We start from the raw sequence: 18,603 nt of genomic DNA on the forward strand, positions 1-18,603 counted from the left end.
AAAAATATTTGACATTATCTGTACAACATTTTTACACTGATGCTATTAAAAATAATTTTTAGAATATGTAAAATACTGTAAACCAATAAATTAAAGTTGTGGCACGCATATAGTATAGAGAATGGCATACCAATTAAGAAATGAATCAAAAATTTAAAATAGCGACATTTTTAATATGCTCCATTTGGGGATCTATTATTGCACAAGAAACTTGGACATTAGATGAGTGTGTCACTTATGCTTTAGAGCATAATTTACAGTTAAACGACTTCGAATATACTAACCAAGGCAATAGAGAGACATATAGACAATCTGTTCGTAACCTGTTACCATCTGTAAATGCATCTTCTAGTTATTTAATTAGCTACGGTAGAGCAGAAGATCCTAATACGGGAACGTTTGTAAATCAAGACTTTTATTCTAATAACTATTCTCTAGAATCTTCGATTGATCTGTTTCAGGGATTTCAAAAAATCAACTCGATAAAAGCATCAAAATTTTTATTTAAAGCAACCCAAGAAGAAGTATTGCAACAAAAATATCTTTTGGCATTTAGGGTAATGCAAGCTTTTTATGATATCCAATTTTTTGAAGGATTAGTAGAAATATCTAAAGAGCAATTAATTGTATCGCAATCCAACTATAACTTGGTAGAGAAGCAGGTAGAATTGGGTTTAAAAGCGGGTGCAGATTTATATGAGGCAGAATCTTTGTTATTGACCGATAAATTGAACGTAACGCAAAGCAATAATCAATTGGCATCTGCAAAACTGACCTTAATTCAAGAAATGAATTTAGAGAATACATCAGAAATAGCAATTCAAAAAGACCTGCAAGAAGAAGTATCTAATTTTGAAAGTGAAGAAATGAAATCTGATTCTATTTATACCGAAGCAAGAGCATTTTTGCCAATGATAAAAGCACAGGAATTTAGAGCTAAAGCGGCTAAAAAACAGGTAGCAGTATCAAGAGGTAGGCTATATCCTTCTTTATCATTTTTTGCTGGTATAGGTACAGGTTATTTTGAAACCACAAGAGATACCTTAGGTAATACGTTACCATTTAGAGAGCAGTTTAGAGACAATACTTCACAATATATAGGTGTAAATTTAAATGTACCTATTAGTAACGGGTGGTCTGCAAGATCTAGGGTAAAACAATCTAAAATAGAAAAGCTTCGTGCAGAGAATAACTTAAAGACACAAGAGCAAGAATTGTTTCAGGCAATACAGCAATTGGTACAAGACTATAACTCACTTGAGGTAGAGTTAATACAGAGTAACCAGAAAATGGACGCGCAGAATTTAGCATTTACCATTGCCCAAAAGCGATATGAAAAAGGATTGATAAATGCCTTAGAACTTTTTACAGCCAAGAATTTATATGCGAGTGCCCAAAATGAAAATTTACAAGTAAAATTAAGGTCAGAAATAAACAAGAGTACGTTAGATTTTTACAGAGGTCTGCCAGTTTTTGATATCAATTAGAAATGGAGCTCTGCGATTAACGATTAACCAAAAACGAACAACGAATTAAGAATAAGATGGATATAAAATTAGAAAAGAAAAAAGGTCTTAAACCGAAACATTACGGTTACATCGCATTAGGGGTTTTACTACTATTTGTGGGGTATCAATTATTGTTTGCTAGTTCTGTTTCAACCTTTAGAACAGAAAAAGACAAGCTGTCAATAGCTGAGGTTTCCGCTGGGAAATTTGACGATTACATTACTATAAATGGTAATGTAGCGCCAATAGCCACAATATATATGGATGCTTATGAAGGAGGTAGGGTAAGTGAAAAACTTATTGAAGAAGGTGCCATGGTAAAAAAGGGAGATATCATCCTAAAGTTGGAAAACATGAATTTGTACGAGCAGATTTTAGCAAGCGAAAGTAATTTGGCATTGAAGCAAAACGATTTGCGATCAACAAAATTAAATTTCGATTCAAGACAAGTTGAAGGTAGAAAATCATTGGCAACCGCAAGTACAGATTTGCAACGATTGAAGAGAAATTATGAGCAGAACAAGGCGTTGTTTGATGAAGAATTAATTTCTAGGGAAGCTTTTCAATTGTCAAAGGAAAACTATGAATTGTCTCAAAAGCAATATGAGATTATAAAAGTGCAAACCGTACAAGATGATGAGTTGCGTTCAACCTCATTAAAAGGTTTGGATACAGATTTAGACCGTATGCAAAAGACCTTGGGGATGGTGTATCAAAGACTTGATCACTTAAATGTACGTGCTCCTGCAGATGGTCAATTAGGATTTTTAGATGCTGAGATTGGGCAAAGTATTGCACAAGGTCAGCGTATAGGTCAAATAAATGTTTTGACCGATTATAAAATTGAAGCAGATATTGATGAGCATTATATTGATCGTGTAAAAAGAGATTTAGTAGCTGTTTTAGAACGTAACGGAGCTGAGTTTCCATTGAGATTAAGAAAGGTTTATCCTGAAGTTAGAAACGGGAGATTTAAGGTGGACTTAGTTTTTACCGATAACAAACCAGAAACTATTAGATCAGGTCAGAGCTACAACATTAAATTACAATTAGGAGAATCTAACGATGCACTTTTATTACCAAAAGGAAGCTTTTTTCAAAGTACTGGCGGACAATGGATTTTTGTAGTTAACACGGATGGAGGAGAAGCTATTAAAAGAAATATAAGAATAGGAAAGCAGAATTCCAGATACTATGAAGTTTTAGAAGGTTTGGAATCTGGTGAAAAGGTAATAACAAGTAACTATGATAATTTCGGGGAAGCTGAAAGAATCGTATTAAAATAGAAATAAACTGTCACATAGGGCGGTGTAGCGCTGTCTTTTACATAACAATTAAAATCAATCGAAAATGATAACCATTACGAATCTTAAAAAAAGTTTTAGAACAGAAGAAGTAGAAACCTTGGCGTTGAACAATGTCAACCTAAAAGTGGAAGATGGTGAGTTTGTAGCAATTATGGGACCTTCAGGTTGTGGTAAATCTACCTTACTGAATATCATAGGCATGCTAGATAATCCTACAGATGGCAGTTACAATTTTGCCGGTAATGAAGTTGGTGGTTTAAAAGAAAGCCAACGTACACAGTTACGTAAGGGTAATTTAGGTTTCGTTTTTCAAAGCTTTAATCTTATAGATGAACTAACGGTATATGAAAATGTTGAATTGCCTTTAATCTATTTAAAAATGGGCAAGGCTGAACGAAAAGAAAAAGTGATGAAGGTGTTAGAGCGTATGAAAATTGCGCATAGAGAAAAGCATTTTCCACAACAGTTATCCGGTGGTCAGCAGCAACGTGTTGCCATTTCTAGAGCGGTTGTAACAAATCCGAAGTTAATTTTAGCCGATGAGCCAACGGGTAACCTAGATTCTAAAAACGGAATTGAAGTAATGAATTTATTAACGGAATTGAACCAAGAAGGAACCACTATAGTAATGGTTACACACTCAGATAGAGATTCACACTACGCACACAGAGTTGTAAATCTATTCGATGGTCAAATTGTTACCGAAAGTCAAAACAGGGCAATTGGAGCCATGATGTAAGGGAGTTTATTCATCAATCAACAATTAGTCAGCCAACAAACCAAACCAACCAAACTTATCCCTTAATCAAGGATATATAATTAATCAGTCAAAAAACGAACATCATGTTTAAGAACTACATCAAAATCGCTTGGCGAAACCTCTGGAAAAATAAAGGGTATAGTATGCTCAATATTTTTGGTCTGGCAATAGGTATAACCTGTGCCGCTATGATTTTACTTTGGGTAGAAGATGAGGTAGGTTATGACGAAAATTTCGCAAAGCAAGATGTAATTTATTATGTACCAACTAATCAGCAGTATGATGGTGAATGGCGAACTTTTTTTCAAGCAACTCCCGGTCCTTTAGCAGAAGCTTTAAAAACGGAAGTACCAGGTATTGTTGGTGCGGCTAGAACCAAAAGAGATGATTTACTGTTGCAGGTAGATGATAAATCTATCAATAAAAAAGGTAAGTATGCAGACCCTGATTTTTTGAGCATGTTCAGTCTTTCTTTTGTGGAAGGTAATTTGGAAACTGCTTTTAATGAGGTCGATGCAATTATAATATCAAAACAAACAGCTACGCAACTATATGGTGAAAATAGCTCGGTTGTTGGTAAAGTTCTTAGGGTTAATAATGATACTAATTATACTATCTCTGGAGTTTTTGAAGATTTGCCAAGTAATGTAACCTATAGTTTTGACTGGGTTGCACCTTTTGAAAGATTCGCTGTTGGTAAAGATTGGATGCTAGAGTATGGAGCTAATTTTTCCGATACGTTTGTTGAACTTGCTCCCGAAGCAAATTTCGATATAGTCAACCAAAAGGTGAAGGCAATACTACCTATAAAAACCGAAGAGGATGACGCGTACGCCTTTCTTCATCCAATGAAAGATTGGCATTTAAAATCAAATTTTGAAGGAGGAAAAAATGTTGGAGGACAAATTATATATGTACGTCTGTTCAGTCTTATAGCAATTATTATACTATTGATAGCCTGTGTCAATTTCATGAATTTAGCTACTGCACGAAGCGAAAAGAGAGCTAATGAAGTTGGGGTGCGAAAGGTATTGGGTTCAGGTAGAAAAGGACTCATGTCTCAGTTTATGGCAGAAGCAGTGATTACTGCAACATTATCGGCAGCATTGAGCATAGTATTATTAAAACTTCTTATTCCGCAGTTTAATACACTTATAGATAAGCAATTAGATTTAAGTTTAGGGAGTCCGGTACATATCTTGACTTTAGTAGGCATAACTTTAGTTTGTGGATTAGTTGCAGGATGGTATCCGGCGTTCTATCTGTCTTCTTTTAAACCGGTAGATGTATTAAAGGGTTCGCGAATATCAAAAGGTAGTGCCCCATTTATCAGAAAAGGATTGGTGGCTACCCAGTTTGTGGTTTCCATTGTCTTTATTATTAGTACCATTATTGTGTATCAACAAGTTCAACATGTTAAAGGAAGAGATTTAGGGTACGACAAAGAAAACTTGGTTAAGATACCTGTAAAGGGAGATATCATAAAGAACTTCAATCCTATAGCACAAGACATGAAGGCATCTGGTATGCTAGAGAGCATTGGGCTTAATAATTCAGATATTCTATCTGGCGGGAATAATACATCTGGTTTAGAATGGCAGGGTGGAGTTGACACAGAAGATGTGTTAGTTTCTACACGATATATAAGTGCTGACTTTTTTAAAACTACTGGGATGACAATTCTAGAAGGTAGAGGGTTTAGTGATAATCCATTAAAAGACAGTACTAATTTAATAGTAAGTGAGTCTTTTGCAAAACTAATGGGTGCAGGTAGCGCAGTCGGTAAAACAATTGAGAACGATTACGCCGTAATCGGTGTCGTTAAAGACTATTTATATGACGATATGTATGGCTCTAGTGATCCGGTGATATTTTTCAACTATCATGATGAAGCACGTTTTTTATATGTAAAAGCGAAGGAAGGTATTGCAACCACAACAGCATTGTCAACTATGGAAACGGTGTTGAAAAAACACAATCCGGCATTTCCTTTTGAATATGAATTTGTGGACGATACGTACAACGCCAAATTTAAAAGCGAAAAACTAATAGGAAGCCTTTCTCAAATCTTTGCATTACTTGCAATTATTATTTCCTGTTTAGGGTTGTTTGGGTTATCTGCGTTTACTGCAGATCAACGTAGAAAAGAAATTGGAGTCCGAAAAGTTTTGGGATCAAGTATTGCTGGTATCGTAGGCTTATTGTCAAAAGATTTTATGAAGTTGGTCATTATCGCAATAGTAATTGCCTGTCCAATTGCATGGTTACTTATGCAAAATTGGCTAGAAGGTTATGCATATAGAATTTCTATAAACGCTTGGGCTTTTATTATAGCAGGTACAATTGCAATTGCCATTGCATTATTAACCATAAGTTTTCAAGCTTTAAAAGCAGCTAGAGCAAACCCTGTAAAAAGTTTACGTACAGAATGAAGTAAAAAATATTAGGTGAATTTCACCACATCATCAATCATCAAAAAACGAGAATCATGTTTAAAAATCACATTAAAACAGCATGGCGAAGTATTAAAAAAGATAAGCTTTTCACCACCATTAAAATTGGTGGTTTTGCCGTTGGTATAGCTGCCTGTTTATTAATCGCATTATTTATTAGAAATGAGGTTAGCTATGACCAACATTACGAGAAAAAAAATCAAATCTATAGGGTAGTCATGCAAGGCATGTTTAATGGAGAGCAAGTAAAAAGCACCCATTTTCAATTGCCTTTGGCAGATGCATTAGAGGCCGATTTTCCAGAAATTTTAAAAGCGGGCAAGGTAAATACTATTGAAATATTTGGCGCTGGTAAACACGCCATGCATTTAGAAGGCGAAGTGCAGAATAATTTTGAAGAAGGTTTTGTACTCGCCGATCAAGAGGCATTCGATATTTTAGAAATTCAACTAGAGCAGGGTAATACGGCAACAGCGCTTACGAATCCTAAGAGCATAGTCATCTCCAGAACTAAGGCAGACAAATATTTTAAAAATGGAAAAGCAATTGGCGAAACCATTATTTTAGATGATGATTCGGCTAAGCCATATACCGTAACGGGTATCATGAGAGATGTTCCGAAAAACGCGCACCTAAATTTTGATTTTCTGCTTCCAATAGAAGATACGCGTATGAGTTGGACGAATCAAAACTACTTCACCTATGTTTTGGTAGATGCCAATACCAATATTCCGTATTTAGAAAAAAAGATGCTTTCGATAATTGAAGATTATGTAATTCCCGCGCAAATAGACAGAGGTCGTGCGCCAGATTTTATAGAGGTACTTAGAACTATAGAATACAAATTACAACCCATAACCGATATTCATCTGTATTCTGATATTAAGATGGCAGATGGGTTAAAGCATGGTGATATTCGTTTTGTATGGTTATTTGCTGCCATTGCTGGGTTTGTGTTATTGTTAGCGGTTATTAACTTCATTAATCTATCAACAGCAAAGTCAGCCAATAGAGCTAAAGAAGTGGGATTAAGAAAAACCATTGGTGCTTTTAAACCTAATCTTGTTGCTCAATTTCTAACGGAATCAGTCTTATTCAGTATCATTTCATTTGTGTTGGGTGTATTGCTGGCATGGGCATTGTTACCATCGTTCAATACTATAGCTGCAAAGACAATAGCAATGCCGTGGTCTGCATGGTGGTTTTTACCAGTACTTTTAATTGCATCACTATTGGTTGGGGCTGTTGCTGGGTTATATCCTGCATTTTATTTATCGGCTTTCAAACCGGTTAATGTATTAAAAGGCAGTCTTAGCATAGGAGGTAAAAGTGCTAAACTTAGAAGTGGATTAGTCGTTTTTCAATTTACTACATCGGTCATTTTAATTATTGGTACGTTGATTATTTATCAGCAGATGGACTATATACTTAAAAAAGAATTAGGATATGATAAAGAGCAAGTTGTTGTACTTGAAGGGGCGGGAATTTTACGCAACCGCATGGATTCCTTTAAGGAGCAACTTTTAGCATTACCTCAAGTAAAAAGTGCAACGGTAACCAATTATTTGCCGGTAGATGGTGCAAGTAGAAACGGTAATACGTTTAGGAAAGCAAATGAGGGAAATGAAGGTAGGGGTATACCTGCTCAAATTTGGAGAGTTGATTATGATTATATAAAAACCTTAGGATTAAAGCTAAAAGCAGGAAGAGATTTTTCAAAGGAATTTGCCTTAGACTCAATTAACTCCATTGTAATCAATTCAAAAATGGTGCAAGAGCTTGGGTTAGCAGATCCAATAGGAAAAAAGCTTGATAATAACGGACAAGCATTTACTATAATAGGAGTTGTAGATGATTTTCATTTTAAGTCTTTAAAAGAAGATATTTCTTCATTATCGCTTGTAATAGGAAAAGATAACGGAGCCGTTTCTATAAAGTTGAATAAAGGAAATATTAATGAAGCATTGGCAAGTATAACAGGAGTTTGGAATAAGAATGTGCCAAACCAAGCTATCAATTATAACTTTTTAGATCAAGAGTTTACACGTATGCATGATGATGTGCAGCGCATGGGAAAAATTTTCAACAGTTTTGCCCTCTTTGCCATTTTTGTAGCATGTTTAGGGCTCTTTGCATTATCTGCTTTTATGGTAGAGCAACGCAAAAAAGAAATCAGTATTCGGTTGGTACTAGGTGCGCCTTTTAAAAGCATCTATCAATTACTTACGCTAGATTTTATGAAGCTGATTTTAATATCCATCTGCATAGCAATTCCTATAGGTTGGTATTTAATGAACCGTTGGCTTCAAGATTTTGCATATCATATTACCATTGGGTGGGGCATATTTTTGGTTGCTTCGGGTATTGCGTTGACTATTGCCATTATTACGATAAGCTACCAATCTATAGGCGCAGCACTTTTACAACCTTTAAAAGGGTTGAGGTCCGAATAGGATTTTATCAATTTAAGGTGCGTAGCACCCAATCATCAATTTGTGCTGAGCGTAGTGGAAGCATCAAAAAAACGAGAATCATGTTTAAAAACTATCTGAAAATCGCATGGCGAAATTTAATAAAGAATAAGGGATACTCCATTATAAATATTGGGGGTTTGGCAATTGGTATGGCTTGCTTTCTAATGATTGCTTTGTTCATAAACAATGAGCTCTCTTATGATACCTATCACGAAAAAGGCGATAATATCTATAGGGTTGTTCATCATGGTGGGTCGGAAGATTTGAATGACCGATGGATTTGGGGGAACGCCCCTGTTGGACCAGCATTAAAAGCTGATTTTTCTGAAGTGATAGAAAAAGTTCAATTCTCAGGTAGGTCAGATGTATTGCTTGAATATAATAAAAACTCTTTTCAAGAGAGTAATTGTTTTTATGTAGATGATACTGTTTTTGATGTTTTTAGTTGGCCGTTAATATCTGGAAACCCGGACACTGCGTTAGAAGCACCTTACTCTATTGTACTAACGGAAAGCACTGCAAAAAAATATTTTGGGAATGAAGACCCAATGGGTAAAACCGTTGATGGTGTTGGCGGAAGAGCAGATGATGGCTTGTATACGGTAACAGGTGTAATGAAAGACGTACCATCTAATTCACATTTTAGTTTCGATGTATTACTGTCTATGAGTTCTTTTTACCAAACTCGACCAAGTATATTCGATTCATGGGGCTATGTAGATTTTTACACCTATTTTTTAGTGGATGATAATTTTAATGTTGCGGATTTTCAAGCCAAGATGCCCAGCTTTTTAAAGAGTAGACTTCCAGATGAATCAAAGGATTATTACTACAATATTTCGTTCGAGCCTTTAAAAGATACCTATCTAAAATCGAAAGCAGCTCGTCAACCAGGTATCACAGGAAGCTTGAACAATATTTATATTTTCGCCATAATAGGACTCTTTATTTTAATTATTGCTAGCATCAATTTCATGAATCTGGCTACTGCCCGATCCATGGAACGAGCTAAGGAAGTTGGTGTTAGAAAAGTGATTGGAGCAGATAAAAAAGGACTTGTGTATCAGTTTATGGGAGAGTCTTTGATCATGGTGTTTCTATCTGCAGGAATAGGACTTTTGATTGTGGCTATTTGCCTTCCTTGGATGGGAAACATAACTGGAAAAGAGTTTTCGCTAGATAATATTATTAACACAAAAACATTACTACTTTATTTTGGTACTGCTTTAATAACCGGATTATTATCCGGTAGCTATCCTGCGTTCGTCCTATCCAACTTTAAACCTATAAGTGTACTTAAAGGTCTTGTAAGTTCTTCTCCACAAGGTGTAAATCTTAGAAAGGGACTGGTAATTTTTCAATTTAGTCTTTCTATAGCATTAATAGCAAGTACCGTAATTGTGTATTATCAATTAGGGTTCATGCTCAACAAAAATTTAGGTTTTGATAATGAACAACAACTGGTTATCGATTTTAATTGGGACGGACAGGTTTTAGATAATATTGAGACTGTAAAAAATGAACTTAAAAGTTTACCAGAAGTAACTTCAGTTGCTAGTTCACGTACCGTTCCAGGAAGTCATTTTCCTGCTGCAGGAACAGAAATAGAATCTTTTGAAGGGAGTATGGAGCATTTTGAACCTTTCTTGTACGAAATAGATTTTGATTTTATTCCACATTATGAGATTGAGGTAGTTGCCGGTAGACCATATTCAAGAGAATTCGTATCAGATTCGCTTAGTGCTATGATAGTAAACGAAGCTGCGGTTAAATCATTTGGCTATTCAGACCCAGCGGATATTATAGGCAAGAAATTTCAACAATGGGGGCGTGAGGGTACTATTGTAGGGGTTGTTAAAGACTTCAATTATATGTCTCTTCATGAAAAAGTAGCTCCTTTATCTATGCGCTATTCAGAATACGGCAGATATATTTCTCTAAAAGTCAAAACATCAGATATGCAACAGGCAATCTCCAGTATAGAGGGAAAATGGACTGAATTAGCCCCGCATAGACCGTTTTTGTATAGTTTCTTGAATGATAGTTTTAACGAACAATATCAGGCGGATTTCAGGTTTAAAAAATTATTTACACTTTTTTCATTTTTAGCAATTTTAATAGCTTGTTTAGGGCTATTTGGATTGGCAACATATAGTGCCATGTTACGAACCAAAGAGATTGGAATACGAAAAGTATTGGGTGCTGAGGTTACAAGCATTGTAGCTTTATTATCAAAAGATTTTATCAAGTTAGTATTAATATCTATACTCATAGCAACACCTTTTGCATGGTATGCCATGAACAAATGGCTAAATGTATACGCCTACAAAATTGATATTAGTTGGTGGGTTTTTGCGCTGGCAGGTTTAATGGCTGTCTCGGTAGCCATACTTACCGTAAGTTATCATGCAATAAGATCTGCAAGAGCTAACCCCATAAAAAGCTTACGTACAGAGTAAATCATTCATCATCAATCAAATCAAAAAAACGAAAATCATGTACAAACAATATCTAAAAATCGCATGGCGAAACCTGTTAAAGAGCAAACAGCAAACAAGTATCAATTTATTGGGACTTACCGTAGGTACGGTGAGTTGTCTTGCAATATTGTTATATGTTTTTTCTCAATTTGGATATGATGAACACCATGAAAATGCGGAAAACATTTTTAGGGTAGAAACGGTAATAGAAAGAGATGGTAAAGAAGGTTTTGATACGGCAGCCGCTTCGCCGCCAATAGCTTTTGCAATAAAAGAAGATTTTCCTGAAGTAGAGGAAGCTACACGTGCATTCTTAACAGATGTGTTTTTTAGTAATTTGATTAGCGCTGCCGATAGTAAAGATGCTTATTACGAACCTAGGGTCTACATGGCAGATTCTACATTTTTCAAGGTATTCACCTATAAATTTGTAGAGGGTACCCAAAATGCAGCCTTAGACGAGCCATTCTCGTTGGTATTATCTTCTACGTTGGCGAAGAAATTATTCGGTAATCAAGAAGCATTGGGCAAGTCGGTAACGTGGGGCAGTGGCGAAGATGCCCAGACCTTAACGGTAAAAGGTGTTTTTGATGAATCGTTTGGCAAATCGCACTTAAATCCTAATTATATAGTGAGCATGAGTACCCCAGGGATAGGTACTTTTGTTCAGAGGTTTAAAAGTTTCGCTACTAATAATTTTGTCTATAGTTATGTGAAATTAAAGCCCAATAGTAGTGCCGAAGGGTTACAAAAAAAGCTTCCAGGTTTTTTACAAGAAAGAGGAGCTGACGACCTTAAAGATGCAGGCATGGATAGAAAAATTTTATCCCTACAAAATATCACAAAAATTCATCTGTACTCCGAAGGTCGAAAAAATCAGATACATGAAGTTTCTAATATAAAATATCTGTATTTCTTACTCACATTAGCTTTCTTTATTCAATTGGTTGCTTGTATAAATTTTATAAACCTAAGCACGGCTAGAGCAAGTAAAAGAGCAAAAGAAATTGGGGTTCGTAAAGTGGTAGGTGCAGGTGCCAATAGTTTAATGCGACAGTTTTTAGGAGAATCTATGTTACTGTCACTTTTTGCAGTGCTCATAAGTATTCCTATTGCAATCTTGCTCCTGCCAATGGTAAATGAATTGACCAACGCTAGTTTAGGCTATGAAGATTTATTGAACTGGCGAATTGGTACTATATTAATAATATTAGGGCTCATTACAGGGTTTGTATCGGGTATTTATCCTGCAATAATTTTATCAAACATAAAACCTATAAATGCCCTAAAAAGTGCAACCATCTTACAATCGGGTAATGGCACGTTTAGAAAAGCATTGGTAGTTTTTCAATTTGTAGTATCCATTAGTTTAGTGGCTACGGTAATTATTGTAACGCAGCAGTTTCGATTTACCCAAAGTAAAGACCTTGGCTTTGAGCAAGAGAACCTATTGGCATTAAGAATAGGAACAGCCGAAGCTTCTAGTAAGTTTGAATCTCTTAAAAAATCGTTTCTAAATATACCGGGAGTATTAAATATTTCTAGTGGTAATTATGCACCGTCTGAAGTAGTATTGAATGATAATGGTCTGTATTTACCTGGTGGAAATCGAGAGAATAATACCATTGTAAAAAGACAAGGTGTTAGTGAAGGTTATTTTGAAACCATGAATATTCCTTTAGTAGTTGGTAGAGATTTTACACCTGCCGATACCACGGATCAAATCATTGTTAATCAGGCAACATTACGCACATTTAATATAAAAGAAGAAGATGCACTAAGTGCAAGACTTATTCAAAGTTTTGGAAATGAGACTGATGAAATGCGGATTATAGGAGTTGTAAAAGACTATCATTTTGCATCCTTAAAAAATGAGATAGCACCATTATTTCTACAGAAGGTAAATCAACCAAATTGGTTATTTATAAAGACCCAAACTACAGACTACCAACAATTATTGACAAGTTTAGAGCAACAATGGAAAGCAACGGTAAATAATGTTCCTTTTGATTATCGTTTTGTAGACAAGGAAGTAGAGAAATTGTATGATGAAGAAAAACGTTTAGGAGAAATTTCTATTGTTTTTACTATTCTAGCCATTCTTATAAGTTGCTTAGGTCTTTTCGGACTTGTATCATTTGTTGCCGAACAGAAGAAAAAAGAGATTGGTATTCGTAAGGTGTTAGGAGCGAGTATTGGGTCTGTAGTTCAATTATTGACGAAAGACTTTATTAAGCTAGTAATTATAGCTCTTGTTATAGCAACACCAATTGCGTATTACTTTATGCAGCGCTGGTTAGAAGATTTCACTTATCGCATAGATATACAATGGTGGGTATTTGCCTTGGCAGGTGGTTTTGCAGTGCTCATTACCTTTTTAACCGTAGGATTTCAATCTTTAAAATCGGCAGTTGCAAACCCAGTTAAAAGTTTGCGAACCGAATGAAAGTAACAGATTGGTATTTATAAACTAAACATTCAACTGTATATATATTAGACATGTTTTGTCCAAATATTTTACACTTATTAAATTAATTACGGGTTTAACTAACTGATAATAAACGATTTAAATATGTGGCATGAAATTAGACTTTGATAGTTAAGTAAAAATAGTCAACACAAATCAAAAAACGAGAACCATGTTTAAAAACTATATCAAAATCGCTTGGAGAAGTTTAAAAAAGCAAGCCTTTTTTACTTTCTTAAATACATTTGGACTTGCTATTGGTATGGCCGGTACTCTAATGATTTCATTATACATCTATGATGAGTTGAGCTATGATAAAATGTTTGCCGATGCGGATCGTATTTATCGTATAGATGCCGATATAAAATTTGGAGGTGCAGAAATTAAAGCAGCAGAATCTGCCCCACCAATGGCTGGTGCTTTAAAAAGAGATTACTCGCAAGTAGAGTCTACGGTTCGTTTTAGAACTTTGGGTAGTATGTACGTAAAAAAGGTAGGTGGTGAAACAAGTTCTAAAGAGAACAAAGTAACCTACGCCGATTCAACTTTCTTTCAATTCTTTGGTATTGATTTATTGGCAGGAAACTCAAAAACTGCTTTAACGGGCACAAATTCATTAGTGCTTACAAAAACTGCCGCAGAAAAATACTTTGGGTCAACAGATGTTTTAGGGCAAAATATGCTTTTAGATAATTCCGATACGTATACGGTAACAGGGGTAATAGATGACATGCCTAAAAACTCTTATTTTAATGAGTATAGTGTCTTTTTGGCTATGGCAGGTAATGTTGCGTCTAGAGAGGAACTTTGGGGTAGCAACAACTATTTTACGTTTGTAAAATTAATACCGGAAGCTAAAGTTGAAGATTTTCAAGCACCGTTACAAGGCATGCTAGAAAGGTATATGTTACCATGGGCGCAAAAGTATTTTCCGGGTATGACTGCAGAATCATTTGCGGCATCTGGTAATTATATACGCTACCATACTATAGCGCTGACAGATATTCATTTGCATTCAGATAGAAGCTCAGAAATGAATGCTACCAGCAGCATGCAAAACATTTATATACTTTCTTTTATTGGGCTATTCTTAATTATTCTGGCAAGTGTAAATTTCATGAATTTGTCTACGGCTCACTCATTAAAAAGAGCCAAAGAAGTTGGGGTAAGAAAAACATTGGGTTCTAATAAAATGAATTTGATTTTTCAATTTTTGACAGAATCTGGTTTAATAGCTTTTATTTCATTAATAGCTGCCTTGTTGATTACCATGATTACGCTGCCGTTTTTTAACGGATTTACCGGTAAGTCTATTGCAATACCATTTTCACAACCCTTGTTTTGGTTTTTGTTATTGGCCGCAACAATATTATTAGGGCTTTTCTCAGGATGTTATCCTGCCTTTTTCATGTCTAGGTTTACCCCAGTTAAAACACTTAAAGGTGGAGCATCTGAAAGTGTAGGTAATGGTAGGGTAAGAAATGCTTTGGTAATATTTCAATTTTCAATTTCCGTATTTCTTATAGTAAGTACGTTGGTAGTTTTTCAGCAATTGAATTTTATACAGAGTAAAGATTTGGGTTTTACAAAAGACCAGGTGTTGTTGATTAATGAAATTAGTCCGTTAGGATCTAAAACAAATGCATTTAAAGAAGAGATTCTTAAAATGGGCAACGTAGAAAATGTTACGCTAAGTAATTTTTACCCTACACCATCATGGCGGTCAGATACTTCTTTCTTCCAAGAAGGAACCAAAAGTCAGGAAAATGCAATTCAAATGCAGACTTGGGATGTAGACATGGATTATTTGAAGACGTTAGAAATGGATGTTGTAGCTGGGCGCGATTTCAATAAACAGTATGCATCAGATTCTACAGCAATTATTATCAACGAAGCTACTTTACCAATTTTGAACGTTACAGCTCAAGAAGCTTTGGGAATGAGGATTTCCGAAGAAATAGATATGGAAAACCCTACCTACTATACTATAATAGGGGTGGTTAAAGATTTTCATTTTAAATCGCTTCGCGAGAATATTGGTGCATTAGGATTGCACGTTGAAAATAACGCAGAGAATATGGCGGTAAGGTTAAGCGGTGGTGACTATTCAAAGTCAATTGCGGAGATTGAGAATATTTGGAATAGCATGGCACCTGGTCAACCATTTGATTATCAATTTATGGACGAAGCATTTTATTCCACGTATAACTCGGAACAAAAGCTGAGTCAAATATTTTTCATTTTTACTATTCTATCCATTTTCATTGCTTGTTTAGGATTATTTGGATTAGCTGCCTTTAATGCTGAAAAGCGTACAAAAGAAATTGGCGTTAGAAAAGTATTAGGGGCTACTGTAAGTCAGATTTCCTATAGACTTACAGTAGATTTTCTAAAATTAGTAGGTGTAGCAATTCTCATTTCTTTGCCATTGGGTTGGTTTGCCATGAATAAGTGGTTAGAAGATTTCTCTTATAGAATAGAAATAGGACTTGGAGTTTTTGTACTCGCAGCGGTTTTAGCAATTGTAGTGGCTATTGTAACGGTAAGTTATCAAAGTATAAAAGCGGCTATAGTAAACCCTGTAAAAAGTTTGCGGTCAGAATGAAACATTTCAAATTAAAAACACTCTTTAAGGTAGCATAAGTTAAAAACATCAATCATCAAAAACACTCATCATGTTTAAGAACTATTTAAAAATCGCTTGGCGAAACCTTTGGAAGAACAAAGGCTATACATTCATTAATGTGGGCGGTCTTGCTTTAGGAATGGCGGTAACGTTAATTATCGGCCTTTGGATTTTAGACGAACTTTCTTATAACAGCTACTTTAAGAATAAAGATAAAATTGCACAAGTCTTTCAATCTCAGACATTCAATGGCGAAATAGGAACCGGGCCGGCGATTCCAAGACCGTTAGAAAAAACCTTGCGTGATGGGTACGGTGATAATTTTAAGCATTTAATTATGTGTTCATGGACCAATGATCACTATTTAAAATATGGAGATATAAGCATATCAAGACCAGGTAATTATATGCAACAAGTGGGGCCGGAACTTTTTGGTCTAGAAATTTTAAAAGGAGAGAAAGACGGACTTCGAGAGATTAACTCCATCATGTTGGCTGAATCTACGGCCAATGCTTTGTTTGGTGCCGAAGACCCAATTGGTAAAACGGTTACGGTAAGTAATGAACATAAGTTAAATGTTAGTGCGGTTTATAAAGATATACCTGTAAACAATTCGTTCAATGATACCGATTTTATTATTCCATGGGAAAAGTATTTGGCAAACAATGAATGGATACGTAATGCAGAAGACCAATGGGGTAACAATTCTTTTCAAATGTTCGTTCAGATTGCCGACCAAACATCATTTGAAAATGTTACAAAAACCATAAAAGATGCTAAGAAAAATCTTAATCCAGATTTAATTGAATTCAATCCGCAACTTTTTCTTTTTCCGATGCAGGACTGGTATCTACGTAGCAGTTTTGAAAATGGTAAGCAAAGTGGTGGTCGCATAAAATACGTGTGGTTATTTGGTATAATTGGTGCGTTTGTATTGCTTTTGGCATGTATTAATTTTATGAATTTAAGTACGGCTAGGTCAGAGAAGCGTGGTAAGGAAGTAGGTATTCGAAAATCAATAGGATCACAAAGAGGTCAATTGATTTATCAGTTTTTAAGTGAATCTTTTTTAGTAGTTCTTTTTGCCTTTTTCTTAGCTATGCTAATTGTAATTTTATCCTTAAACGGGTTTAATGAATTGTCAAAAAAGGAAATTACTTTTCCTTGGGATAATGGAATCTTTTGGTTGATTTCCTTAGTTTTTGTTTTATTCACTTCATTATTGGCAGGTAGTTATCCTGCGCTGTATCTATCATCTTTTAAACCGGTAGATGTTTTAAAAGGAACCTTTAAGGTTGGTAAATATGCGGGCTTACCCCGTAAAATATTGGTAGTAGTACAGTTTACAGTATCAGTAGCATTTATAATTGGTACAGTCATCGTAATGCAGCAAATAAATCATGCTAAGAATCGACCGGTTGGGTATGATGTAGAAGGATTGATTCAGATTCCCACATTTAGTCAAGATTTCACAGGAAAATACGATTTAATGCGTTCAGAATTTATAGGATCTGGTGCGGTTAGTGAAATGTCAACCTCCAGTAGTCCGACCACCAAAATCTATTCAAATAGAAATGGTTTTACTTGGGATGGTAAACCAGAAGGGTTTCAAGAAGATTTAGCTTGGACAGAAGTTTCACCAGAGTATGCAAAATCGTTAAACCTTAAAATTCTGGAAGGAAGAGATTTTTCTAGAGAATTTGCAACAGATTCATTAGGTATATTAATTAATGAAACGGCAAAGAAATATTTAGGATTGGAAAACCCTATCGGTATGTTGCTAAAAGAGGATAGTGAAGAAGATCCAGGGCCACCTTTAAAGATTATTGGTGTAGTACAAGATATGATAACACAATCGCCTTACGAGCCGGTTAAACAAGGTGTGTATGTGTATGATCGTTTTGATAATGCTAGTTATTACAATTTAAGATTGAACCCAAATGAGAGCGCAAGTAAAAACCTTGCTACCATTGAAAGGGTTTTTAAAGAGCATTTTCCAGATATACCTTTTGAGTATGATTTTATTGATGGAGAATATGGCGAAAAATTTGCATCGGAAGAACGTGTAGGTACACTTTCAGGTATTTTCACTGCATTGGCAATTTTAATAAGTTGTTTGGGGCTCTTCGGGTTAACCTCTTTTGTAGCAGAACAACGAAAAAAGGAAATTGGAGTTAGAAAAGTGCTAGGTGCATCCATATTCAATGTATGGAATATGCTTTCAAAAGACTTTTTAAAGTTGGTCGTTGTATCTTGTTTTATTGCCGTTCCTATAGCCTATTTTATTATGAACGGTTGGTTGCAGGAATATCCGTATCGGGTAATTCTCAAATGGTGGATTTTCGCCTTGGCCATTGCCGGTGCTATGTTGGTAACCATAGTTACCGTAAGTTTTCAGGCGATTAAGGCAGCAAGGGCAAACCCGGTAAAGAGCTTACGAACCGAGTAGAATAATAAGGCTGCCCCCTAGAGCACAGACAAGAGGTAAGTAGTTCTCGATTGCGCTTGTAAGAGATAAAAAATATAAA

The 18,603-nt window shown here is 35.4% G+C and carries 9 protein-coding genes; all 9 read left to right on the forward strand.

Annotated features, from left to right (window positions below; all coding sequences use genetic code 11):
* Nucleotides 1-140: 140 nt before the first annotated feature.
* Complete coding sequence (locus tag P178_RS0108905; RefSeq protein WP_027065902.1) at nucleotides 141-1,487, forward strand: TolC family protein; 1,347 nt, start codon at nucleotides 141-143, stop codon at nucleotides 1,485-1,487.
* Nucleotides 1,488-1,543: 56 nt separating this feature from the next.
* The gene (locus P178_RS0108910) at nucleotides 1,544-2,794 is read left to right on the forward strand and encodes an efflux RND transporter periplasmic adaptor subunit (protein WP_027065903.1); all 1,251 of its coding nucleotides are present in this window, start codon (nucleotides 1,544-1,546) and stop codon (nucleotides 2,792-2,794) included.
* 64 nt (nucleotides 2,795-2,858) lie between these two features.
* A complete protein-coding gene (locus P178_RS0108915; protein ID WP_027065904.1) occupies nucleotides 2,859-3,554 on the forward strand; it encodes an ABC transporter ATP-binding protein in 696 nt (231 codons plus the stop codon).
* 104 nt (nucleotides 3,555-3,658) lie between these two features.
* Nucleotides 3,659-6,007: an ABC transporter permease gene (locus P178_RS0108920; protein WP_027065905.1), complete on the forward strand. Its 2,349-nt coding sequence runs from the start codon at nucleotides 3,659-3,661 to the stop codon at nucleotides 6,005-6,007.
* Between the two features lie 56 nt (nucleotides 6,008-6,063).
* The gene (locus tag P178_RS0108925) at nucleotides 6,064-8,481 is read left to right on the forward strand and encodes an ABC transporter permease (RefSeq protein ID WP_027065906.1); all 2,418 of its coding nucleotides are present in this window, start codon (nucleotides 6,064-6,066) and stop codon (nucleotides 8,479-8,481) included.
* 80 nt (nucleotides 8,482-8,561) lie between these two features.
* Nucleotides 8,562-10,961, forward strand: coding sequence for an ABC transporter permease (locus P178_RS0108930; protein ID WP_027065907.1), 2,400 nt, complete (start codon nucleotides 8,562-8,564; stop codon nucleotides 10,959-10,961).
* A 37-nt stretch (nucleotides 10,962-10,998) separates the two neighbouring features.
* Nucleotides 10,999-13,428 (forward strand): ABC transporter permease, encoded by a 2,430-nt coding sequence (locus P178_RS0108935; RefSeq protein WP_027065908.1) that lies wholly within the window; start codon nucleotides 10,999-11,001, stop codon nucleotides 13,426-13,428.
* Nucleotides 13,429-13,621: 193 nt separating this feature from the next.
* Nucleotides 13,622-16,054 carry an ABC transporter permease gene (locus P178_RS0108940; protein ID WP_027065909.1) on the forward strand — a complete coding sequence of 811 codons (2,433 nt, stop codon included), beginning with the start codon at nucleotides 13,622-13,624 and terminating at the stop codon, nucleotides 16,052-16,054.
* A 70-nt stretch (nucleotides 16,055-16,124) separates the two neighbouring features.
* Nucleotides 16,125-18,524 (forward strand): ABC transporter permease, encoded by a 2,400-nt coding sequence (locus tag P178_RS0108945; protein WP_027065910.1) that lies wholly within the window; start codon nucleotides 16,125-16,127, stop codon nucleotides 18,522-18,524.
* The last annotated feature ends 79 nt before the right edge of the window (nucleotides 18,525-18,603 follow it).

Source organism: Maribacter sp. Hel_I_7, from assembly GCF_000688315.1.
Lineage (GTDB): Bacteria > Bacteroidota > Bacteroidia > Flavobacteriales > Flavobacteriaceae > Maribacter > Maribacter stanieri.

What these genes read in the sequence shown, in the direction of transcription:
- P178_RS0108905 (WP_027065902.1), top strand. Translation starts at nt 141, where the DNA reads ATGAATCAAAAATTTAAAATAGCGACATTTTTAATATGCTCCATTTGG.
- P178_RS0108910 (WP_027065903.1), top strand. Translation starts at nt 1,544, where the DNA reads ATGGATATAAAATTAGAAAAGAAAAAAGGTCTTAAACCGAAACATTAC.
- P178_RS0108915 (WP_027065904.1), top strand. Translation starts at nt 2,859, where the DNA reads ATGATAACCATTACGAATCTTAAAAAAAGTTTTAGAACAGAAGAAGTA.
- P178_RS0108920 (WP_027065905.1), top strand. Translation starts at nt 3,659, where the DNA reads ATGTTTAAGAACTACATCAAAATCGCTTGGCGAAACCTCTGGAAAAAT.
- P178_RS0108925 (WP_027065906.1), top strand. Translation starts at nt 6,064, where the DNA reads ATGTTTAAAAATCACATTAAAACAGCATGGCGAAGTATTAAAAAAGAT.
- P178_RS0108930 (WP_027065907.1), top strand. Translation starts at nt 8,562, where the DNA reads ATGTTTAAAAACTATCTGAAAATCGCATGGCGAAATTTAATAAAGAAT.
- P178_RS0108935 (WP_027065908.1), top strand. Translation starts at nt 10,999, where the DNA reads ATGTACAAACAATATCTAAAAATCGCATGGCGAAACCTGTTAAAGAGC.
- P178_RS0108940 (WP_027065909.1), top strand. Translation starts at nt 13,622, where the DNA reads ATGTTTAAAAACTATATCAAAATCGCTTGGAGAAGTTTAAAAAAGCAA.
- P178_RS0108945 (WP_027065910.1), top strand. Translation starts at nt 16,125, where the DNA reads ATGTTTAAGAACTATTTAAAAATCGCTTGGCGAAACCTTTGGAAGAAC.